General features: G+C 52.4%; 20 protein-coding genes. 5 read left to right on the top strand and 15 right to left on the bottom strand.

Annotated elements, in window-relative coordinates:
- Positions 1-16: 16 nt before the first annotated feature.
- Both rplC and rpsJ read right to left on the bottom strand, forming a co-directional pair.
- The gene (rplC, locus tag IEY39_RS29060; RefSeq protein ID WP_188938227.1) at positions 17-634 is read right to left on the bottom strand and encodes a 50S ribosomal protein L3; all 618 of its coding nucleotides are present in this window, start codon (positions 632-634) and stop codon (positions 17-19) included.
- A 407-nt stretch (positions 635-1,041) separates the two neighbouring features.
- Positions 1,042-1,347 carry a 30S ribosomal protein S10 gene (rpsJ, locus tag IEY39_RS29055; RefSeq protein ID WP_188938226.1) on the bottom strand — a complete coding sequence of 102 codons (306 nt, stop codon included), beginning with the start codon at positions 1,345-1,347 and terminating at the stop codon, positions 1,042-1,044.
- Between the two features lie 308 nt (positions 1,348-1,655).
- On the opposite strand from rpsJ, the gene IEY39_RS29050 reads away from it, so the two are divergent.
- The gene (locus IEY39_RS29050; RefSeq protein WP_188938224.1) at positions 1,656-2,465 is read left to right on the top strand and encodes a hypothetical protein; all 810 of its coding nucleotides are present in this window, start codon (positions 1,656-1,658) and stop codon (positions 2,463-2,465) included.
- A 69-nt stretch (positions 2,466-2,534) separates the two neighbouring features.
- Here IEY39_RS29050 and IEY39_RS29045 read toward each other — a convergent pair whose 3' ends face one another.
- The 7 genes from IEY39_RS29045 to IEY39_RS29015 all read right to left on the bottom strand — a co-directional run bounded on the left by IEY39_RS29045 (position 2,535) and on the right by IEY39_RS29015 (position 12,917).
- Complete coding sequence (locus IEY39_RS29045; protein WP_188938222.1) at positions 2,535-4,748, bottom strand: S9 family peptidase; 2,214 nt, start codon at positions 4,746-4,748, stop codon at positions 2,535-2,537.
- Between the two features lie 45 nt (positions 4,749-4,793).
- Positions 4,794-5,090 carry a hypothetical protein gene (locus IEY39_RS29040; protein ID WP_229689143.1) on the bottom strand — a complete coding sequence of 99 codons (297 nt, stop codon included), beginning with the start codon at positions 5,088-5,090 and terminating at the stop codon, positions 4,794-4,796.
- A 39-nt stretch (positions 5,091-5,129) separates the two neighbouring features.
- Complete coding sequence (locus IEY39_RS29035) at positions 5,130-8,522, bottom strand: T9SS type A sorting domain-containing protein (protein WP_188938219.1); 3,393 nt, start codon at positions 8,520-8,522, stop codon at positions 5,130-5,132.
- A 117-nt stretch (positions 8,523-8,639) separates the two neighbouring features.
- Positions 8,640-10,787, bottom strand: coding sequence for an elongation factor G (gene fusA / locus IEY39_RS29030; RefSeq protein WP_188938218.1), 2,148 nt, complete (start codon positions 10,785-10,787; stop codon positions 8,640-8,642).
- A 90-nt stretch (positions 10,788-10,877) separates the two neighbouring features.
- The gene (gene rpsG / locus IEY39_RS29025; protein ID WP_188938216.1) at positions 10,878-11,345 is read right to left on the bottom strand and encodes a 30S ribosomal protein S7; all 468 of its coding nucleotides are present in this window, start codon (positions 11,343-11,345) and stop codon (positions 10,878-10,880) included.
- A 27-nt stretch (positions 11,346-11,372) separates the two neighbouring features.
- Entirely contained in the window at positions 11,373-11,786 is a 414-nt protein-coding gene (rpsL, locus tag IEY39_RS29020) for a 30S ribosomal protein S12 (protein ID WP_188938214.1), read from the bottom strand.
- A gap of 66 nt (positions 11,787-11,852) precedes the next feature.
- Positions 11,853-12,917 (bottom strand): branched-chain amino acid aminotransferase, encoded by a 1,065-nt coding sequence (locus IEY39_RS29015; RefSeq protein ID WP_188938213.1) that lies wholly within the window; start codon positions 12,915-12,917, stop codon positions 11,853-11,855.
- 77 nt (positions 12,918-12,994) lie between these two features.
- On the opposite strand from IEY39_RS29015, the gene IEY39_RS29010 reads away from it, so the two are divergent.
- Genes IEY39_RS29010 through IEY39_RS29000 form a run of 3 tightly spaced genes read left to right on the top strand, consistent with a single transcriptional unit; the run spans position 12,995 to position 15,130 of the window.
- Positions 12,995-13,546: a hypothetical protein gene (locus tag IEY39_RS29010; protein ID WP_188938211.1), complete on the top strand. Its 552-nt coding sequence runs from the start codon at positions 12,995-12,997 to the stop codon at positions 13,544-13,546.
- Positions 13,543-14,673 (top strand): RdgB/HAM1 family non-canonical purine NTP pyrophosphatase, encoded by a 1,131-nt coding sequence (rdgB, locus tag IEY39_RS29005; protein ID WP_188938209.1) that lies wholly within the window; start codon positions 13,543-13,545, stop codon positions 14,671-14,673. The genes IEY39_RS29010 and rdgB overlap by 4 nt, the downstream gene beginning before the upstream one ends.
- Before the next feature lie 25 nt (positions 14,674-14,698).
- A complete protein-coding gene (locus tag IEY39_RS29000; protein WP_188938208.1) occupies positions 14,699-15,130 on the top strand; it encodes an acyl-CoA thioesterase in 432 nt (143 codons plus the stop codon).
- Between the two features lie 11 nt (positions 15,131-15,141).
- Here the strand turns inward: IEY39_RS29000 and IEY39_RS28995 are convergent, their stop codons facing one another.
- The 4 genes from IEY39_RS28995 to IEY39_RS28980 form a co-directional block, all read right to left on the bottom strand.
- Positions 15,142-16,467: an ATP-binding protein gene (locus IEY39_RS28995; protein WP_188938206.1), complete on the bottom strand. Its 1,326-nt coding sequence runs from the start codon at positions 16,465-16,467 to the stop codon at positions 15,142-15,144.
- A gap of 139 nt (positions 16,468-16,606) precedes the next feature.
- Positions 16,607-17,353, bottom strand: a complete 747-nt coding sequence (locus IEY39_RS28990) for a shikimate dehydrogenase family protein (RefSeq protein ID WP_188938204.1) — start codon at positions 17,351-17,353, stop codon at positions 16,607-16,609.
- Positions 17,350-18,123, bottom strand: coding sequence for a phosphosulfolactate synthase (locus IEY39_RS28985; RefSeq protein WP_188938202.1), 774 nt, complete (start codon positions 18,121-18,123; stop codon positions 17,350-17,352). The genes IEY39_RS28990 and IEY39_RS28985 overlap by 4 nt, the downstream gene beginning before the upstream one ends.
- A gap of 211 nt (positions 18,124-18,334) precedes the next feature.
- A complete protein-coding gene (locus tag IEY39_RS28980) occupies positions 18,335-19,756 on the bottom strand; it encodes a tetratricopeptide repeat protein (RefSeq protein ID WP_188938200.1) in 1,422 nt (473 codons plus the stop codon).
- A gap of 320 nt (positions 19,757-20,076) precedes the next feature.
- On the opposite strand from IEY39_RS28980, the gene IEY39_RS28975 reads away from it, so the two are divergent.
- Complete coding sequence (locus IEY39_RS28975) at positions 20,077-20,433, top strand: hypothetical protein (protein ID WP_188938194.1); 357 nt, start codon at positions 20,077-20,079, stop codon at positions 20,431-20,433.
- Positions 20,434-20,474: 41 nt separating this feature from the next.
- On the opposite strand, the gene IEY39_RS28970 is transcribed toward IEY39_RS28975, so the two are convergent.
- The gene (locus tag IEY39_RS28970; RefSeq protein WP_188938192.1) at positions 20,475-21,143 is read right to left on the bottom strand and encodes a hypothetical protein; all 669 of its coding nucleotides are present in this window, start codon (positions 21,141-21,143) and stop codon (positions 20,475-20,477) included.
- A gap of 114 nt (positions 21,144-21,257) precedes the next feature.
- A complete protein-coding gene (gene yidC / locus IEY39_RS28965) occupies positions 21,258-23,096 on the bottom strand; it encodes a membrane protein insertase YidC (RefSeq protein WP_229689142.1) in 1,839 nt (612 codons plus the stop codon).
- Positions 23,097-23,107 lie beyond the last annotated feature (11 nt).

Below are 23,107 nucleotides of genomic sequence, written 5' to 3'. Positions count from 1 at the left end.
AAAGGTTTAAACCTGATTACTTCTGAATGTATACAATTGCTCCGTTATGACCGGGAACCGATCCGCTCACCAGGATATAGTTCTTCTCAGGGAAGATCTTGACAACCTTCAGGCTCTTCACCTTCACCCGGTCGCCACCCATCCGGCCCGCCATGCGGACACCCTTCATAACGCGGCTGGCGTCAGAAGAGTTACCAAGCGAACCGGGAGCACGCTGACGGTCGTGCTGACCGTGCGACTGCTCACCAACCCCATGGAATCCATGACGCTTTACGACACCCTGAAAACCTTTACCCTTCGATGTGCCAACTACCTCGACCTTATCGCCTTCGGCGAAAATGTCAACGGTAACGGACTCACCGAGGGCTTTTTCTATGGAAAAATTGCGGAACTCTTTTACGAACTGCTTGGGAGAAGTGTTGGATTTGGCGAAGTGATTTTTTTCAGCTGCAGTAGTGTGTTTCTCTTTCTTGTCGCCAAATGCTAATTGGAGGGAAGTGTAACCGTCAGTCTCCTTGGTCTTCACCTGCGTAACTACACAGGGACCCGCTTCAATGATCGTGACGGCTGTTTGTTTGCCATCAGGACTGAAGACGCTGGTCATCCCGATCTTTTTACCAATAATGCCTTTCATTTTCTTAAAAAATTTGTGCCATCGGGCATGAGACAGGACATAGACTTACTACATGATTGGCATTCGGCCCGGTCGCTCATCGCGCCCCGGCCTGTAGCATCGATCTACATCTTCAATCCCTCGTTTGCAGCCGACCTTTTCTTTGCGTCGCTCTTCGTCCGTCTTGCACGGATCCGGAGAAACAGAAGTACCGGCAGTAAACAAACCCCGAACGGCTTGTTCATATGTATCACCCCGGTCACCCGGGATAAGTTACGTGATCTTACGATCCTTTGCCATCGGCGTTTAGCCTCTGGCAATCCATAAAGTCCAGCGCTGTTTTATCCTTTACAGGAGTTTACAGATGAACCAAAGAACTACTATTGCCCCAATCGCTACGCATAGGGCTGCGGCCACTAACCTTCGGCTTACGCCTTGATCTCAACATCCACACCGGAAGGCAAATCCAGCTTGGACAACGCATCTACCGTCCGCGAAGAGGAAGTGTAGATGTCCAACAGGCGCTTGTGCGTATGCAGCTGAAACTGCTCACGGGCCTTCTTATTGACGTGCGGCGAACGAAGTACAGTAAAGATCTTCTTACGGGTGGGTAAGGGAATAGGACCCGTCACCACAGCACCCGTACTACGCACGGTTTTAACGATCTTTTCGGCAGATTTGTCCACCAAATTGTGATCGTATGACTGTAATTTGATTCTGATTCGTTGAGACATAAGCCAAATCCCATTTTTTCGAATGGGATGCAAAGGTATGTAATTGTTTAGTTACTAACCAAAGAATCAGGCGTTTTTTCAAAAAAATTAATCCCCACTCCCCCACTGGCTCCCATATCCGCCCCCAAGCGGTCCTCCCCACCCACGAGTCCGATCCACCAATGGCTTCCCAACTTGACAAGCGGGCCTTAACACGCCCCGCCACGAGCGCATACCGCTCCTCACAACTGCCTGCCCCTCAATTGATTTTAATGAGAAACCCCTGAATAGATCAAATAACTTCACTCCAACCTTAAACACACAACACCATGAAAAAGTCCTTATTCTTCCTCATCGCCACCCTCGCATGCCTCACCACTTACGCCCAACCACTCTCAAAAGATTCCCTCTACTTCGTCCGCCTCCTCAACGGGACCACCCTATACAGCAACAAGGTCCAACTCATCCGTTCCCGCAACAGCTACCTGCTCCTCGACAATAACCAAAAGATCCCCCTCAGCGAAGCAAAGGAATTCAAGGGATGGGACGGCGCCTTCGCCATCGGCAACCCCAACGGGTTTTTCGACGCCTACAGGCTGGACCACGAAGGACGCCGTATCTCCTTGTATTCGCAGTGCTATTCTACAACAGAGACCGTTTTTGCCTCCACCACACCCGGCGGACCGCAAATCCCGACGACCTATTCGACCCAACAGAAAGACTGGTATTTCCGCAAAGACCCGGATGGGACTATCCTGCGCCTCAATTTCCGCAACCTGAAGTACGCAATGGCCGACAACCCTGCAAGCACCCATGAGCTTCAGGTCGGCCGCACCAATGTCTACCTGGGCATCGGTCTCATGGTCACCGGCGTGGTCTTTAGCTTCGCAGGCATCTTACAGGGCGTCCACCGCAGCCAGGACGCGCAAAATGCTTACAAAACAGCCTCGAACAACTGGTTCAATGCCGCCCAGGCCAACCCCTTCAACCCGCCGCCCATGCCGCCCCTCCCGCCCCATTACGGCCCTTCCGCCCTGTTCTACCTCGGCCTGCCAACAATGCTCTCGGGAATGATTCCCCTGTTCAATGCAGGCAAACACGCCAAAAAAGCTCTGGATATCTACAATGGCATCGACTAACCGGCCTCCTGACTGACCTCTGACCTGTTTACCCCGCCTGCCTCCCCCATCCGGACAATTCCGCCGCGCCTAGCGCCCGCCCCCCGGACAATTCCGCTGTAAAAAGTCGGTATATAAAGTAGCCAGGTGTTGCCGCGTCCCATCCCCCTCGAAGATCCCATGGCTGCGGTTGGGATAGGCCATAAACTGGAATACTTTATTAGCAGCGATCAACGCATTCAACAACCGCTCGGCATTCTGGTAATGCACATTGTCATCACCCGTCCCATGAATATATAACAAATGACCCCGTAAATTCTTGGCATAAGTGATCGGTGACCCAGCCACAAAATCCTCCGCATTCTCTTGCGGAAGCCCCATATACCGCTCCTGGTACAGGTTGTCATAGCTCAGCTGGTTGCCCACCGCCGCTACCGAGATCCCCGTCTTATAAATTTCGGGATACTGAAACAAAAGATTCAGCGTGCTCGACCCACCCCCGCTCCATCCCCACACCGCGACCCGGCTACTGTCCACAAACGGCCACTTCAATATCTCCTTCGCAGCCATCGCCTGGTCCCGGATATTGATCCTGCCTATCTGCCGGTAGATAGCCTTCCGCCAGGCCCTGCCCTTCGGCCCCGGCGTACCCCGGTTATCCACACTGAGGTAGATATAGCCGTCCGCAGCCATATCCCCGACATAAAGGGGATTACTCGCCACCCCATACTCGTCAAGCACCGTCTGCGCGGCCGGCTCGCCATATACATAAAAAACAACGGGATATTTCTTCGTGCTGTCGAAATGCAGCGGTTTTACCATCCAGCCATCCATTTTCACCCCATCCCTGGTCCGAATGGTAAAAAATTCCACCTTCCGCCCGGACACCACCCTGCCGCCAGCCGTCCCATCAGTGCCCCTTGCCAGCGCCACCCCACCGGGTAAACTGACCATTTCCTGCCGTTCTTCCATATTCGCATTGCTATAAGTATGCAGAGCAAACCGGGCATCCGGGGAGAGATCGTATTCATGTGTCCCGGGTTCATTGGCAGGCGTGATCCGTTCGGACACACCCTTCCCGTCCAGTCGCGTCCGGTACAGGTATTTCTGGGTGGCATTCATCGGACTGGCCATAAAATACACGTAGCCACCCCGCTCATCGATAAGGTTAACCCGGATAACATCATAAGCCCCCCGGGTCACCAGCACCTCCTTATGGCCATCCCGGCTCACCCGGTAGATATGCCGCCAGCCATCCTTCTCCGTCACCCAGAGAAATTCCCTTCCGCCACTGATCCAGTCCCAACCGGCAATCACTCCATCCTGCCAGGCGCCCTTACACTCGATATAAGCGCTGTCCTTTTCATCATAGATCTCCGTGGTCTTCCCCGTGGCGACATCAGCCAGCAACAGTTTGCTCTCGTTTTGCTTCCGGTTGAGTTGCTGTAAGATCAGTTCTGTCGAACCCGCCACCCATTCCATCCGCGGAAGATAGGTCTGCCGGGGGTCACCGGGAATCTCCATCCAGCGATTGGCGCCCGTAGCCACATCGACGACCCCGATACGATAAGGCGAAGGCGTCTCTCCCGCAACCGGGTATTCCACTTTGACTACAAAAGGATACGTCGAATCAGTAGTATTCAACATGAGATAATCCTTTATCTTGTTGGCATCGATCTGCCAATAGGCGATCCGCTGCCCATCGGGACTCCAGCGAAATCCATCCCGGCATTCCAACTCTTCCTCATAAGCCCAGTCAAAGGTTCCGTTGATCAGCTTCGGCGTACCATCCGTCGACGTCAGACACCGCGCCACCCCCGTAGCCAGGTCCTCGACATAAACATTATGCTCGCTGCAATAAGCCACCTTCGATCCATCGGGCGAGAATTTGGCAAATAGCAACGAGGATGCCGGCCTGCCCCTGCCGATCTGCGTCAATTGGCGGCTACCCCTGTCCAGGACCCAATAGTCCCCGCGGGTATCATAACGCCATACCCTTTTGGCATTGGTATAGATAAGCACTTTCTTCCCGTCCGCCGAAAAAGAAAAATCCCGGACGACCAACGGTCTTCCGTGACCGAACGGTATCAACATTTCCCCGGAAACAAGTACGGTCTCGCGATTATCCGGTAAGTCCACCCGGACAATCGCCCCCGAACTAACCTTATAGAAAGAATTCCCTTCCTTACTCCACTTCAATAAAGTAGAGCCCGGTTGGGCGTAAACGTAAACGCTGCTGGCAGCAAAAAAAAGCAAAAGAAAGGAGAAACGAAGGACGCAGGTTCGCAGGAGGAGTAATAACATAGTCGCATATTTCAGGGCCGGAAATTACAAAACCTTCCCTGAATTCTATCGTCGCGCCCAATGACCGCGCTTCCACCATTCTCCGTTGCGCTCACGGACCCAGTGACCCGGTATCCATACCCAGCCGGGATGCGGAGGTGCGGCCCAGTAACCGCCTACTGCAACATAGGCCCCGCCACGCGGTTCCCATTCCTCGTCGATCCACACATGCCTCGGGCTTGGTGCAGCAGGCCGGACGACAGGATGCCATACCGGTCTGACGCTGACAATCAACTGTGCGGAAGCCGGGACTACCCCCACAGCCCCCACCAGCATCACCAGAAACGCCAGTCTTACAAGCATCCTTTTACTCATACCATATCTCGATCAAAAATCAAGCCGCTAATTAATAGCCAGCACCCTCGCCGACCTCACCACCTTGCCCTGCGTCTCATCATATACCCGCAACAGGTAGATACCCGTCATCGGCACACCCCCGGAGATCAACTGCGTCTGCGTCACTCCGCCGACCCGCACCTTCACGATCTCCATCCCGTCGCTGTTCAGCAGCGTGATGGTATAGGAATCCGTGCTCTGCAAACCGCTCACGATCAGGAGACCATGGAAGGGGTTCGGATTCACGATCACGGACGAATTACCATTGTTGTTGCCATTGCCGCCATTACCTCCGGCATTGGACGTCATCCGGGTGATCACCACACTGTCGACGGCCGTCTGAGCTGTTACACAACTATCACTGCTCTGCATCTGTACATATACCGTATTGGCCCCGATCGCCAGTTCCGCCGTGTCGATCACAACCGAGTCGGCTGTCCCGGGTCCCGCCAGCTTCGGCACAAAACTCCGGTTCAGCGAGAAGGTATACAAGGGCTGGCTGCCACCGCCCGACACATTCGTGGCCGTCACCACTACCGACGCCTTCGAGCCGGAGATGGTCGAATGATCAGCGCTAAGCCCAACCACAGGTGTCGGCACTGCTTCCACCGTAAACGACTGCGACACGTTACTACTCCCACTCGTATTGGTATATGTAACCTTCACTGTATGCCCACCGGTACTCAAACCACTCAGCGCGATGGAATAGCTACCATTCGACCCGCCCGCCAGCACAGCGCCGTCGAGCGTGACGCTTACCGTTGTCCCCGTATCCGGTTTATTGGTCAGCGTAAAATTCGCCATCCCCCCATTGCTGCAATAGGTCCCTTGCAACCCGGCGATAACAGGCTGTGGCGGAGTCGCGGGCGGAGCCGTCCGCGTAATGACGATGCTATCCGTGGCCGTCTGACTGGTATAACAGCTATCGCTGGTCTGCATCCGCACATATATCATATTAACACCTATCGACAAGGAAGCCGTATCAATGATGACGGTATCTGCTGCCCCCGGGCCATACAGCACGGGCACAAAATTCCGGTTCAAGGCGAAGGTATACTGCGGAGAGCTGCCCCCACCCGATACATTACTCGCCCTCACCGTCACAGACGCCGTCCCGCCAGAAATGGTCGTGGCATCACTGCTGACGCTAACCACCGGCGTCAATGCCGCCACTACCGTAAACGACTGCGACACGCTGCTGCTCCCGCTCACATTAGTATACGTCACCTTCACCGCATGTGCCCCTGCGCTCAACCCCGCCAGGGTGATGGAACAGCTCGCATTCGCCCCGATCGTCAGCGGCTGATTATCCAGCGAATCGGTGACAACCGTTCCCGCACTCGTATCCGGGAAATTGGTCATCGTGAGAACGGCCGTTCCCCCATTGCTGCAATAGGCCGCATGCAAACCCGAGATCGTGGGCTGCGCCGGCGGCGGTACAGTCGCGACATTGAGCCGCAACAAGGCAGTGTCCACCGATGACGTATAGCCGTTCGATCCGACCCAATACACGGTATCGACACCCTTGAATCCTGTCGAAGGCGTGTAAACCAGGTTTTGCAGCGCGCTTCGTGCAACCGAACCATTGACGGTTACCTGCACCCCATTCACCTTTAACGTTCCATGAGCAGGCACCCGGGTAAACACCACAGACATCAGCGTTCCGCTGCCCTCGAAATGGGAAGCGAAGCTGTTCGTGGAAAATCCATACAACGAATCCGGTTTCACATTCACCGAAAAACTATCACTCTTATTCGGCGTAAGCACCACGTTCAGGCGGAACAAGGTCCTGCCGATGGCGATATACCACGTGGAGTCCTGGTAATAGGATTTCCCCTGGTTGTAGCAGACAGGCAGGAAACCGGCGCCCTTTTGGTAAAGATCGCGGTAGTTGAATTGAGTCAATCCCACAAGGGTCGGCGGCGGGAAAAATAGCAGGTCGCCACGGGGATTCAAAAGATCCAACATAGATGAGTTGGAAAAAAAGGTCACCTCCGTATTATTACCCGCCGGATCCCTGATCCACGATTGCAATTTCATGTTATTGTCCAGCTTCTCATAAGCCACATACCCATTGTTCACCTGGTAATAGGTCTGCGGCACGGCTACAGTACCGATCTGGGAGCTGAAATCGCTCACCAGGTAATTGGTGTTCCCATCATAGACATAGACGCCGGGGCCCTTACTCGAGCCAGGGGTGTTCTTTTCGTAAACAACATACTTCCCATCCGTCAGGGGTGCAAAATTCGACGTAAAGTTCGAATTGTCCCCGATGATAGTGGTAGTGCCGTTGTAGTAGCGGACAACACTATCGATATTCGTATTAAACGCTTTTGTATACACCACTACCCCCGAATCCGTTACATCATTATTGACGTTGGATGCCGCATTGGGAAGAGCCTGGTTGGTTTGTATAGCGAAATTCCTCAGCATTAAATTCTGCGCAGACCAGATGCCATAATTGCCCGCAACCACTAGTCCATTATAGGGCCCCAGAGTATCCAGCTTCCCATTGTTCCAGTCGTATAGCTGAGGGTTGCCGCCGGCGCCACCCGTCCCCAAAACAGCGCCCTGGGAAGTCAGACGAGCATCGACGCCGGGAGCATTAGGAATAGCAGTCACCGAATCATTCGTCATGTTGACGATGGCCGGCGAACCGGAGCTCGGCGTGACAAGAAGCCTGCTGCCCGAAAAATCAGCAATCTGCGTAGGCGCATTGAACACAACGGAAAGATAGGGGCTGGTCTCTATAAATACGGGTTTCCAGGACGACACAGCCTGACCTCTTCTGTCGGTTGCCTGTACAGTCAGCTTCATTTGGGTCTGCCCATAATAAGATGACAGGTCATAAGTGGTATTGACGGAATCGGTATAAGTACCCAGCGTCGTGGAAGGTGACGCGCCAAGGACAAGACCGACAGTAAGGGTACAGCTACCCGAATCCGAATGGCAGCGGGCCCGTATCCCGATAGTGGGCCGCGCCACGGTATATGCCGCCGGCGAGTCGACAGTGACCGTTGGCGGATGGTCATAAATAAACTGACCACTCGCCGTCGCAGCCTCATGCATCACGTCGACCGCCTTTATCGTCAAAAGAGTCGTGTCCTGTGGCAACCCGAGAAGGTGCAGCGTCCCCGTCCACCCCCCGGTATTATTGTTCAACGATGGATTATAGGTCAGCAGCACGATTCGACCCGGCACACTGGCAACGACAGTATCTATCTGATAAGTGGAGGCCACCTGCACCTGAACGACCGTGCTGTCGCCGACAACCTGCGGCGTCCCGCCAAAATTCTGGTTGGTACCCGGACGCTGGATTTGGATGGAGATCGTTCCGGTTTGAGCATACGCCTGGCCGTAAAATGCCAGAAGTAATAATGCCGGGTAGAATTTTTTCATATTCAAAGCTATAAGGAGTCGTATAAAAATACACAAATTCCACCTCAACCGCAATTAAAAGGGCCCGTCCGAACTCGTCGGACAGGCCCTTTATATTCTTGATGCTGATCAATCTATCTACGCATTCACCTTCTTGCCCTTCACCTTGGCGATCACTTCCTCGGCGATGTTATTCGGCGCCGGGGCATAGTGAGAGAATTCCATGGTGGAGGTCGCACGGCCCGAACTCATGCTCCGCAGCTCGGTCACATAACCAAACATCTCCTTCAGCGGAACCTTCGCCTTGATAACCTGCAGGTTATTCCGGCTGTCCATGCCTTCCAGGATGCCGCGGCGACGGTTCAGGTCACCCGTTACATCACCCATATACTGGTCGGGCGTCAATACTTCCACTTTCATGATCGGCTCGAGCAAGATCGGCTTAGCCTTAAGACCGGCTTCCCGGTATCCAGCCTTGGCGCACAATTCAAAGCTCATCGCATCGGAGTCCACATCGTGGTAGCTGCCGTCGAACACCCGGATCTTCATGCTCGTCAGCGGATAACCGGCCAGCACACCCGTAGTCATGCAGGATTCGAAACCCTTCTGAATCGGCTGGATGAATTCCTTGGGGATCGATCCACCGAAGATATCGTTGACGAACTGGAAGTCTTCTCCTTCATTCTCCTTCAGCCATTCTTCATCAGCGGGGCCAATTTCGAATTGAATGTCGGCGAACTTACCGCGGCCACCCGTTTGCTTCTTCAGCACCTCGCGGTGTTGGATAGCCTTGGTGAACGCTTCTTTATACGCAACCTGGGGTGCACCCTGGTTTACTTCTACTTTGAATTCCCGCTTCATCCGGTCGATGATGATCTCCAGGTGCAACTCACCCATCCCGCGAAGGATGGTCTGACCCGTGTCCTCATCGGTGTTCACACGCAGGGTAGGGTCTTCTTCCACCAGCTTGGAGATCGCCATACCCATCTTGTCGACGTCTGCCTGTGTCTTAGGCTCGACGGCGATGGCGATCACCGGCTCGGGGATGAACATGTTCTCCAGCGTGATCGGATGATCTTCATCACAAAGCGTATCCCCGGTCTTTATTTCTTTGAACCCAACCGCAGCTCCGATATCCCCGGCTTCGATGAAGTCGATGGGGTTCTGCTTGTTGGCGAACATCTTCATAATACGGCTGATCCGCTCTTTCTTGCCACTGCGGACGTTGAGCACATAAGAGCCGGCATCCAGGTGACCGCTATAACAGCGGAAGAACGCCAGCCGGCCTACGAAGGGGTCGGTCATGATCTTGAATGCCAGGGCCGCAAAGGGCTCTTTCGCATTGGCTTTACGGGTGATCGTCTCGCCGGTGTGGGGATCAGTACCTACCGTATCGGCGATATCCAACGGAGAAGGCAGATAGCGGCAAACGGCGTCAAGCGCAGTCTGTACCCCCTTGTTCTTGAAGGAAGAACCACACATCATCGGGACGATGCTAAGATCCACCGTAGCCTTACGGATAGCCTCGTGCATCTCCTCTTCCGTGATGCTGTCGGGGTTCTCGAAGAACTTCTCCATCAGATGGTCGTCGTATTCGGCCACGGCTTCCACCAGTTTGGCGCGCCATTCCAGCACGTCAGTCATCATATCATCCGGAACAGGGATCTCGTCGAAGGTCATCCCTTCCGTCTCCATATGCCAGATGATCCCCTTCATCTTGATCAGGTCGACAACACCCTTGAAGTCGTCTTCGGCCCCGATCGGCAGCTGCAGGGGCACGGCCTTCGCGCCAAGCATCTCCCGCACCTGGTTGACAACCATCAGGAAATCGGCGCCGCTGCGGTCCATTTTGTTCACAAAACCGATGCGGGGAACCCGATACCGGTTAGCCTGACGCCAAACGGTCTCTGACTGGGGTTCAACGCCGTCGACGGCAGAAAAGAGGGCGATAAGCCCATCCAGTACGCGCATCGAACGCTCCACCTCAACGGTGAAGTCCACGTGACCCGGAGTATCGATAATGTTGAAATAATATTTTTTGGTATTGGCATCCACCTTACCCTTTACGGTAGGGAAATTCCATTGGCAGCTAACGGCAGCCGAGGTAATGGTGATACCCCTCTCCTTTTCCTGCTCCATCCAGTCAGTGGTAGCCGCGCCATCATGCACTTCCCCGATTTTGTGAATCATCCCGGTGTATCGCAAGATCCGCTCCGTAGTAGTGGTTTTACCGGCGTCGATGTGAGCCGCAATCCCGAAGTTTCTTTGAAATTTTAAGTCTGCCATATATTTTGTTGAAAAGATGCGCAAAGGTACGAAATATTAACAAAAAAGAGGCCGTTCAGGCCTCTTTTTATATTGCTATTTCTTAACAATTTATACTTTAAAGTGCGCAAAAGCCTTGTTGGCCTCCGCCATCCGGTGCGTATCCTCCTTCTTCTTGAAGGCTCCACCCTCACCCTTGCTTGCCGCAACAATCTCCCCTGCAAGCTTTTCAGCCATACTGCGACCATTACGCTCGCGGCTATACCGGATCAGCCATTTCATGCTCAAAGAGATCTTTCTGTCAGGACGAACCTCGGAAGGAATCTGGAAGGTAGCACCTCCGATACGGCGGCTGCGAACCTCGACGGCTGGCGTAACATTCGACAACGCCCTTTTCCAGATTTCGTATCCATCCTCATTGGTCGTCTTGGCCACCTTGTCCAGGGCGTCATAGAAGATGTTGAACGCGGTGTTCTTCTTACCCTGCCACATCAGGTTATTCACAAAGCGGGTCACCAGTTTGTCGTTGTACTTTGCGTCAGGGGCCAGCGGTAATTTTTTGGCTTGCGTCTTCCTCATTGTTTAGCGAAATTACTATATATTAAATTATTTCTTTCCTGCGGGTTTGGCTGCAGCTCCCTTTGCACCGGCCTTCTCCTTCTTCGTACCATACTTGCTCCGGCTCTTCTTCCGGTCTTTCACCCCTGCCGTATCCAGGCTGCCCCGGACGATGTGATAACGCACACCGGGAAGGTCCTTAACACGACCACCACGAATCAGCACGATCGAGTGCTCCTGGAGATTGTGCCCTTCACCCGGGATATATGCAATCACCTCCACCTTGTTGGTCAACCGCACCTTCGCTACCTTACGCAGGGCGGAGTTGGGCTTCTTGGGAGTGGTCGTATAAACACGGGTGCAAACACCACGGCGCTGAGGACAAGCATCCAAAGCCCTGGATTTACTTTTTGCACGGATGATCTCTCTTCCTTTTCTTACTAATTGCTGTATGGTAGGCATTCTGAACCTATTTTATTTTGGGACTGCAAAAGTACTGTCCCGCGTGTAATTATCCAAATTTTTCTGCTATACTTTGAACATCCACCCCCTCGTATCCTCCCGGCGCCCCTCCCGGATATCGGTCAGCACCCGCTTCACCGTGGGCGCAACCGTCCACTTATCCGTATCGAACTTCATCGTATAGTCCTCATAACGAAGCTCCTTGATCATCGAAATGGTCGCCGCGGTACCCGTCCCGAACACCTCCTTCAGCTCCCCGGCCTGATACGCCCGCACCACATCATCGATGTTTATCGGCCCTTCCTCTACCGTATACCCCTCATCCCGCAGCAGCTCTATCGCACTGTCCCGGGTAACCCCCTCCAGGATCGTACCCGCTTCCAGGTCCGGGGTCAGAACCTTGTCCCCGATCACAAAAAAGACGTTCATCGTCCCGATCTCCTGGACATATTTATGCTCAAAAGCATCCGTCCACAACACCTGGTCATACCCCTGCTGCTTGGCCACGGCCGTTGCCAGCATACTCCCGCCATAATTGCCCGCCGCTTTCGCAAAACCAAACCCACCCTTCGCCGCACGCGTATATTTTTCCTCCACATATATCCGCATGGGCGCCGAATAATAAGGCCCCGTCGGACTCAGCAGTATCATGAACTTATACGTATCCGAAGCCTTTACGCCAATGGCATCGTCCGCCGCAAACATAAAAGGCCGGATATAAAGCGAATAATCGTTTTTCATCGGGATCCAGTCCCGGTCGATATCGATCAGCCGGCGCATCCCCTCGATAAAGATCTCCTCCGGCACCGCAGGCATCATCATCCGCTCAGCGGAAATGTTGAAGCGGCGGAAATTATCATAAGGCCGGAAAATAAACGGCCGGCCATCCCGGTCCTTATACGCCTTGATCCCTTCAAAAATGGATTGGCCATAGTGAAGGGCTGACAACGCCGGCGACAGACTCAAATCCTGAAAAGGCCTGATATGCACCTTCTTCCACTCGCCATCTGCATAATCCACTTCCAGCATATGGTCAGTAAAATATTTACCAAATGGGAGATTATTAAAATCGATCTCGTTGATTTTACTCTTCCCCGTTTTTGTAACTTGGATGTCCAGGGCTGCAATCATACTTAGGTAAATTTTGTTGACACAAAGAAACGAACAATCTTTGTGTCATCCAAATCAAAAACTAACACCCGTTAGTCATGTCTCTTAACAACATAGCATTATCCGGTCTTATAATAGAGGAATGGTACGGCGACTCCACGCTCGTCATGGGATCACCCGCTCCCATCAAGCCCCCCGAACCCTCCGTCCAACCCGCGGCCGCGGCCACACCACCAACCCCTGAACCTCAGGAATATAAATTCCTGGGAAAGAATACCCGCCGTACCACCATCATCGTCGACTCCCCCGGCTCCCCCTTCCTCCCCGACGCCGAGCTCACTTTCCTCACGAAGATCCTCGAGGCCTGCCGCATGAACATCGGCGACGTAGCCATCATCAACCACCATACCGCACCCGTCGCGATCACCCCGCTGCGTCAGCAACTACAGCCGGCGAACATTATTCTCTTCGGTGTCGAACCCACCGCCATCCGCCTGCCCATCAACTTCCCGGAGTTCAAACTGCAGCCCTACGATCAATGCACCTATCTCGCCGCCCCACCGCTCGAACAGCTCGCAGGAAACTCCACCGAAAGCAAACTATTGAAAAGCAAACTCTGGGTCTGCCTAAAAGCATTGTTCGACGTATGAGCTCACCTTTACCCATATGGGCAACCGAACCCGTCTTCATCGCAGACCCCGACCCTGCCTGGCCGGAGAAAGCCCGGCGTCTGCAAACCGAACTGTCCACCTTCGGCCTCCACAATATCGAACACGTCGGTAGCACAGCAGTCCCCGGACTTCCGGCCAAACCCATCATCGATCTGCTAGCCGAAGTCCCCTCTTTCGATACTGTCGAAGCCATTGCACAAACCCTCCGCCCGGAAGGCTGGCATTATGTTCCCCCTGAACTCGACCAACGCCCCTACCGGCGTCTCCTGATAAAAGTGGAAAATGACAAACGCGCCGTGCATCTCCATATCATGCTCCCCGGCAGCAAAGAGCGGAAAGCCGAGATCGAATTCCGTGACCTGCTCTTCAGCGACACCCGCCTGCGCACCGAATACGCCCGGCTCAAACAAAACCTTGCCGCCCGATACAAAAACGACCGCGAAGCCTACACCGACTCAAAAACATCTTTTATCCAAAACGCCCTGGCCATGGCCGCAAACACACGCATCCCGATCATCTTCGCCACCAACAACCAGCATAAAGTAACCGAGATCCAATCCGCCATCGGCAACAAACTCCGGGTTATCACCCTCCGCGACGCCGGCATCGACATCGACATCCCCGAACCCCACGACACTCTCGAAGCCAACGCCACCGAAAAATCCACCACCATCCACCGCCTCACCGGAAAAAATTGCTTCAGCGAAGACACCGGCCTCGAAGTGCTGGCGCTCAACGGCGAACCCGGCGTACTCAGCGCCCGCTATGCCGGCGAAGACAAATCCTTCGAAAAGAACATAGCAAAACTGCTCCAAAAACTAGGCGACAACCCCGATCGGCGGGCCCGCTTCCGCACCGTCATCAGCCTCATATACAACAACAGGGAGTATCTCTTCGAAGGCATCAGCGACGGCCATATCCTCCACACCCCTGATGGCAGCGAAGGCTTCGGCTATGACCCCATCTTTGTCCCCGAAGGCGATACCCGCTCCTTCGCCAGGATGACCCTCGAAGAAAAAAACCACTACAGTCACCGCCGGAAAGCCGCCGACAAACTCGTAGCCTTCATACAAACAATCACAAATCCGCCGCCCCCATCTGCATGAACTAACTCTAACAAAACCATCGCATATGCCAAGAATCAAATTGATCCTGCCTGACCATTTTCCTTTCACCACCGATATCCCGGTCCGCATCACCGACCTCAACTACGGTGGCCACGTCGGCAACGACTCCGTCCTCTCCCTTATCCATGAGGTACGGGTACAGTTCCTCCGCCACCATGGCTACCAGGAGCTCGACATGGCTGGCGTCGGCCTCATCATGGCCGATGTCACCATCGAATTCAAAAGCGAACTCTTCTACGGCGACACTCTTCGCGGTTCCATCGCCGCCGCCGAATTCTCCCGCGTGGGATTTGATCTGTATTACAAATTGGAAAAACTCGCCGGTGAAAAGTGGGTCGTAGTAAGCAATGCCCGCACCGGTATGGTCTGCTATGATTATAGTCTGAAAAAAATAGCTTCAGTCCCGAAAGAAGTGTGTACAAAATTTCTGTCCTGACGCCCCCCGTGCTATGTTTCGAACTGACCCATCCAATCTCCTACGGCATACAATGGATAAACCCGGATCTTTTCAAAAGTCGCGTAATTTTCCAGAGAAAATCTAACCCCATAGGGAGGATTTTTCTCCTGCATAAACAGGTGCAGACTCTTCATCGCGCCTTTCTTCCCCGATTTGATCTCAACCGGAATAATTTGCTGCCCTGCCTGAACTACATAATCTATTTCAGCATTACTGCTTTTGGCCTCCCGGTGCCAGAAATACAGGGACCCCGGGCGATAGCAGGAGCCCGCTTTCAATATCTCCAAACCGGCATATTGTTCAGCGATCGCCCCTTTGTTTATTACTTCCAGGTCATTTTCCAGTAAAATGTCGTTAAGAGGCAGACCCAGTATACGTTGGAATATGCCGGTATCCAATACATGTAATTTTCGTTTCTTGGGATTGCTTTCAGCACCGAGAGGCAAACCATTTGCGGAAGTATGGGTAACGGGTAGGACCCAACCCGCCATGATGAGCAGGTCAACCGCTTCTTTCATCTGCTTGTGGTTCGATTCACTATGAGCCTTCGCATAGATGAATTTGTCTCCTGCCTGCTGGACCACGGAATCAAAAATCTCAGAAATGCGCAGCAGCGGAACTTGTTTCTTGTACTTGGCAAAATCCGCCCGAAGAGAAGTAATGATATCATCCAGGATTTGGCTGCAACGGATGAAATCATGGTCTTGTACATAGGCAGCTACTGCCTCGGGCATACCTCCCAGGATTAAAAAACGTTTGAGCATGCCGATCAGCTTTTGATGGACAGGTTCTGTCAACGGCGATTCCGGGCTCGCTTTTTTCTTTGCTTCGAGTAACAAGGTTTCTCCGGAGGCTTCCAGGAATTCATTGAAGGTTAGGGGATACATGAACATGGAGCGAATCCTACCTACGCCGAACGATGGCATATCCGCCAAAGCGAATTCCAGGAGCGATCCGGCAGCAATGACATGAAGCTCGGGGTACTTCTCGTAAAAGAAACGCAAAGAAGAGATGGCAGGGATACAGGCCTGTACCTCATCAAAGAATAGCAGCGTTTTGCCAGGGATGATGGGAATATTATAAAGGATAGAGAGATTCTGACAGATCTGATATGGATCCAGGTCTGTTTCGAATAGTTTGTGCACCTGCCTTTGTTCTTCGAAATTGACTTCCAGGAAATGGTCGAATTGTCCCCCCAGGTGACGCACAGCGGTAGACTTACCCACCTGGCGAGCCCCCCTGATCAACAAGGGCTTACCTTGTTTTTCCTGGCTCCAGGCAGATAACGCCCGGTCAATGTTTCTGGATAAATACATAAATACAAGGCAAAAATGCAAATAAATTACATTTTAACAAGGTTATTCTTTACCCAAAAATACAAAATAACAAGGTAATATTACTCCAAATTTTCCATTTTTTCAAGGATGACCTATCTTATCCTTGAAAATCAACGGCTTAAATTCGCGCTTGGCCCTGCCATATCCGCCAACTCTCCTCCGCCTGGATCACCAGCATGGCATGCCCATTCTCCACCACCGCTCCCCGCTCCTCCCCTTTTTGCAAAAACAGGGTCCTGGCAGGATTATACACGAGATCAAAAAGATAATGCTCCGGCCCAACCGCCTCATACGGCAGCGGCGGACACTCCTCCGTGTGAGGATACATCCCCAGCGGCGTCGTATTCACAACAACCGTATACTCCGAAAGCAAAGCAGCATCCACCTGTTCATACCACAGTTCATTCGTCCCCGGCCGAGGCCGCCGCGAAACGAGCCGGTAGTCGATCCCCAACTTCCCAAGCACATACTCCACCGCCTTCGAAGCCCCACCCGTTCCAAGGATCAGCGCCCGGCGATGATGACTGCCCAGCTTCGGCAACAGCGACTGCTCAAAACCCACCACATCTGTATTATATCCCGTCAAGCGTCCGCCGTCGATGCGAATACAATTACACGCGCCAATAGCGGCAACCACCGGGCTCCGCTCATCCAGAAAAGCAAGCACCTGCTCCTTATAGGGTATCGTCACATTCAACCCACACAGCTCCGCATCAGCCAGCACGGCCGCCAACTCATCAATAGAAACTAGTGAAAAATTATCATACACACAGTCCTTTATCCCCTCCCGCTCAAACTTCTCCGAAAAATACCGTTGGGAGAAAGAATGCGTCAGCGGGTACCCTATCAGCCCATAGCGTCTCATAACGCCGTGCCTTTGTCGAGAAAGAGATGGAAAGTGTCCCCGCGAAGACCGACACGCATGGCTTCCATGGCGATGACTTCCGTCGGGGCGATATTGCCAAGGTTGACATTACAACCGATAAGCTCGATAAAATAAAGTTGCTGCGCCTTCTGCGGTGCTTCCCACAATATCTTCTCAGCCGGGATTTGTGTCAGTATCTCCTGTACAAGACCTTCCCGCACTTCGCCGCTGCCCCGGTAGATCCCCACATTACCCGCTTCCCTCGCCTCGGCAATAACATAGGAAGCGCCTGCTCCCAGCTCGGCAGACATCAGCTCGATCCACTTATATGGGGGAATGATATGCGCGGCATCCTTGCTGCCTACCTCACTAAGCACCGTGCCATACTTCGTCAGCTTCTCGATATACCCGCACTTCTCCGCATGCGGGATGGTGATACTGCCATCGCTCACCTCCATATGGGTGATGCCATAGTCCTTGCACACGGCAATATAGTCATCGAATTGTCCACGGATAAGAAACGCCTCGAAAAGGGTGCCGCCAAAATAAACAGGAAGTCCGTAGGACTGATATACCTCGATCTTCTCGCGGAGATTAGGCGTAACGAATGAAGTACCAAAGCCTAGTTTAACAATATCCACATGAGGGTGCGCGACGCTTAAAAAATTCTTTGCCTCATCGATACTCAGCCCTTTGTCCATGACCATCGTAATTCCATTATGCCGGGGCTTCATCAGCCTTTCCGGCATTTGCGTAAGCTTAAAGTTCATCCTGTTTATTTATTGAGTCTGTTAACGTATTCGCAATCCACCCCCGTCCCTTCACTCCGCAATTCCGTAGTAACCCGCGCAAAAGTAAGAAACTCTAGCATATCAACCTTTGCAGTCGTATGGCACAAAATTAGAATATCATTAAAATAGCAGGAATCATCAGCCCCCCAATGCGACGCATGTGACGCGACGCCCATTGATGCGGGGCCCCCTAGAACGACTTATTCTTCTTATACCTCGCAATAATATCCACCACTGGCTGATATTGAAGAATGACAGGATTCAATTCCAATAATTTTTTCAACAGCTTCGGTGCCTTCGCCATTGCATTTTCCAACTGCAACAACCCCTCATGGCTCCGGCCCAACGCAAAATAGACGGCAGAAAGATAAAAGACGAACAAGGGTTTCCCCCCCGTGATCCGGATAGCCGTCTCCACCTGCTCGAGCGCTTCTTCAAAATATTCGGCGTTGTACAAACAACGGATCAACGCCTCCCAGCTCGAGATATTCCGCGGCCGGATCCTCACTACATTGGAAAAATATTGAATGGCCTCCTTGAACTCTCCAAGCTGCATCTTGCATTCACCCATGGCTAAATTATACTCGGGCTGCATCGCATGGATCCGCATGGCAGCCTCCAGCTGCTTCACCGCCTGCCCCCATTGCTCCTCGTTGATATAGGTACAGGCTAATTTATAATATAGTTTGCTGTCATCGGGATTGAGATGTGAGGCCTTCCGGTAGTAGAACCGGGCCTGCGCGTAATTGTCGAGCTTGTCGTAGCAATGCCCTATCGCCTCATAGATCACATCCTCAGGCCTAGACAGCTCCAGCACCTTCTCCAACGACTCTATCGCATCCCGGTACTTCCGCAACCGGATATAGGCATCGCCCATATTTCGGTATGCATAGTCGAACTTCTCATCGATCACCAGCGCATATTTGTAAGCATCCACCGCCTTCTCATACAGCTTGAGCCCCTGGAACGCCGCCGCCAGGTTGAACCAGGCTAATTCATTATAAGGCTTCTCATCGATTATCTGCTGATGCAGCCGGATGCTCTCTTCATTACGACCCGTAAAGTCCGTCCAGAAACATATCTTATAGAGCGCTTCTTCATTGGCCGGGTCCTGCTCGAGGATAAGCTTCAGACAATCGAATATCTTATCGAATTCTTCGTAGTCATCATAAACGTCCGCCAGTTCGAACAACAGCTCCACCCGCTCGTCTCCTTCGAAATGCAGGAGCGCGCTTTCCAGCAGGGCCGCCGCCTTCTGCGGCTGGTCCAAAGCTAAATAAGCGTCCGTCTTTAAAATGTAAAGGTTGATATCACTGCTATCGAGCAACTCTACCTGCTCCAATATCGTAAGTGCCTCGTAATACCGGCGGGTGGCAATCATCAGGTCTGCTTTCTTCACCAGCAGAGCAGAGGAATATGGATATTGCTCTATTCCTAATTCAACCGCCTCGATCGCCTGGGTGAGATCTTCTGTATCATCAAAATAATCGATTATCCTTTCAAACGCTTCTTCCTCTAGGAAGGAATGCTGCCGGCCATTTTTCAAATCCGAATACTGCTTCAACAATTCCTTCAATTCTTCGCGATCCTGGTGGTATGGATTTTCTTGCATGTGTTAAAGGTTATCGTAAGTTACAGCATAAAAACCATCCCTCCGAAAATTAATTTTTGCACTTCTGCACAGCAATCCTGGATACCCCCAAAAGTTAAAAATGCTGCCTCATGCAGCAACCTTCAGCGCCTATTTAACGTATCCTTATACACAAGCTGCTCACGAAAAACACAAAAAAAATCGCTAAACTGTAACTAAATCGGCTTCAGGCCGTTAAAGGATTACTAAATTTTGTGACCAGCGGTTAAAATATACCCAATTTTTTTTACTACATTTGTACCAGAATGCTTAAACCGACAACAATAGAATGGAGAAAATTGATGCGCAAAATGCTCGTCAGCACCATCATGGTTGCAGTGGTCGGTTTGGCCTTTGCGAGCAAGGGCGGCGGCGGAGATAAGAAATCCGGTAACGTTCCGCTGAAAACCAATTTCACCCCCATCCGCACTACCAACGGTTTCACCCTCAAAACGGGCCCCACCTTCACGGGGAGCTATTTCCTGGGCGCCGAAAAGAAAGATAACTACGTCTCTTTCAATACGTTGGTAACCTTCGAGAAAGGCAATGGCATCTTCATCATGCCCTATCGCTACAAGGTCAATTCCTCCGTTTTCCTCCACAACAGCGGCAATAACCTCCAGTTACTCGATCTCCGCATCAACATGGGCCGCAAGTAACTCTAATGACGACCCTTCGGGTGATGGCCCTCCGGTCCATCTTAACCTCCGATATTCATCTTCTTACTTTCCTCATAATTCATTTCCCGGTATCCACTGGTGGGAATGTCGAATTTCGACGCCGGCACCGGGTTGAGGCTCATCTTGGAGAAACGATATAAGATCTTCACATTCCCATTGGTAAGCTCATATTCGAGCGGAAGACCATCCAGCGTCTTGAAAATAGGATCATACGTCCGGTTCTCCGGCACAAGCTCCCGAGTGTAGTATACGCTCACGGTAGCCCCGGTAACCGTCTGACCCGTCGCCCTGACACAGTTATAACCGGCAATCACCTTGGTCTCGCCTGTATTCTTAAAGACGATCCCGTCATACATCCGGTTTTTCTCCGTCCAGTTGTCCGGGTTCATCCTGATCAACAGCTTCTGGCCGCTCACCTCTTTGAGGATCACGCCCAAACCCGTATTGGAATCAAAAATAGAAGTGGAAGAGAACAGGGCATTGGTCATTTCCGACCGGCTCTTATTGCCCTTTATATAAATGGTATGCGAGGCATTCCCAACGCCTTCCAGCTTGTTGCCCCCCTCGATAGTGACGGAATAATCATACACCAGGGCAAGCTCCGATATCTTCCGCTGAGCCTGCGCCGAAGACTGTAGAAGAATGCACAGGAAGAACAGGTATAAAGGGCTACGATAGGTAAAAATCATCCCTTAAAAATAAGAAAGACCCCTCAAACCTCCAAGTAAGCCCACCAACTCGAGCGCGCGCCACCTCACCAACCCTATCCCCCACCCGCCGCTGACCCGGCCCATGGAGAACCCTTACTTCCGCGACTGCGCCCTCTTCTGCGCCTCCTTCTGGGCCTCCTGCATTTGCTCCAGCCGCTCCTGCCACTTCGACTTCGTTTTTGGCTTGGCCCGGTTCTCCTGCAGCTTCGCCAGGATCTTATCATGATCGATGATATAGTTCTGGATGACAAACTGCAACGCCAGCGTTATCAGGTTGGACACCGTATAATACCAGGTCAGCGCCGAAGCCAGCCGGTTAAAGAAGACAAGCAGAAATACCGGCATGATATAAGGCATGTACTTCATGGCCGGATTACTCTGGTCAGGCGTCATGCTCAACCCATACAGCGAGATCAGGAAGCTGGTCACCACCGCCAGCAAGGCAAAAAGACTCACATGATCGCCATATCCAGGTATCGAAAAGCCCAAATTAAGAATACTGTCGTAAGTGGATAGATCATGACTCCAAAGGAAACTTTCCCCCCGCAGCGCGATATTGGAGTTGAAGAAACTATACAAGGCAAAGAATATCGGTATCTGCAACAACGCAGGGATACAACCGCCGAGAGGATTTACCCCCGCTTCCCGGAAGAGCTTCATCTGCTCCATCCCCACCTGCTGCTGGTCATCCCCCACCCTCTTCTTCATAGCCTCGATCTCGGGCCGCAACGCCTTCATCTTGGCGCCACTTAAATAACTGCTATATACCAAAGGAGAGGTGATCAACCGGATAAAGAGCGTCAGCAGCAAGATCGCGATACCAAAATTACTGATATGCTCCTTGAAGAAATTGAACACCGGCATAATAATATATACATTCACCGGCCGCACAAAAGAATACATGTTCCTGCCCAGGTCGATGATATGCGTCATCCCCGGCGCCTGCTTGTCCAGGATGGAAAAATCATTCGGACCGTAATACAACCTGAACGGAAGCGTCGCCACTGCCGTGGCGGGAACCTTGGCCTGCAAACTCACCTGCGCCCTGCCAACGGTATTGGAAGTGTCCGCCGACTCCTTCATCAGATGCACCCCACCCGCCGTAAACCCATTCTGGGCGATGATGGTCGTATTGAAGAATTGCGAGGATACGGACACCCATTGCACCGGTTTCTCAAAAGTCCGTTCCGACTTCGAAGAGATATAATCGAATTTGTTATCCTCGGAATAGCACACGCTGGCCAGCCGCCGCTCATCATAGATATTCTTCTGGCTCCTGCCCAGGATAGCATTCCAGCCAAAGTTGAAATTGTTCTGCGTAAAGAACTTTTCGGGATTGCTCACCTTCACGCTCCAGTCCAGTACATAATCATGGGCCGGCAGGGTAAATTCATGCTCGAGGGATTGACCCGAAGGCGAAGGAAGCCGGAAACTCACCGTCTGGCTGCCATCGGCATTCTTTACCACTACGCCAGGCTTAAAATACAGCTCCGAAATATCGGCAGCACCCGACCCGGTGTTTATCGGATAGCTCATCCGGTTATCCGTACCCGGCGCAACAAGCTTCACCAACGTGCTGTCATACGACTTGAACTTCTTCAGCTCCACATCCACCGGCTGCCCGCCTTTATTGCTAAAGACCACCTTCATCACGTCGTTCTCCACCGTCAACTGCTGCTCCGTACCCTTCAAAGCTGCCTCGAAACTCGCTGTATCCACCGGCTTTACAGCAGCGGTGTCCTTATGGGCAGCAGCTTCCCTGGCAGCGGCAGCCTCACGCGCCGCCTCCCGCGTCTGTTGGACGAGGGCGACACTATCCGCTATATGCTTACGCTGTGCTTCCAGCTCGTGGCTGCTCTTAGTAGAAAGGTATAGGTATAAGAACAATAAAAGCCCCAACAACACAAATCCAATAACCGTATTGCGATCCATTCCCATGATAG

It is taken from the genome of Puia dinghuensis, from assembly GCF_014642875.1.
Classification (GTDB): Bacteria; Bacteroidota; Bacteroidia; order Chitinophagales; family Chitinophagaceae; genus Puia; species Puia dinghuensis.
The sequence above is the reverse complement of the archived record's forward strand: the minus strand, read 5'-3'. Positions and strand labels throughout refer to the sequence as shown.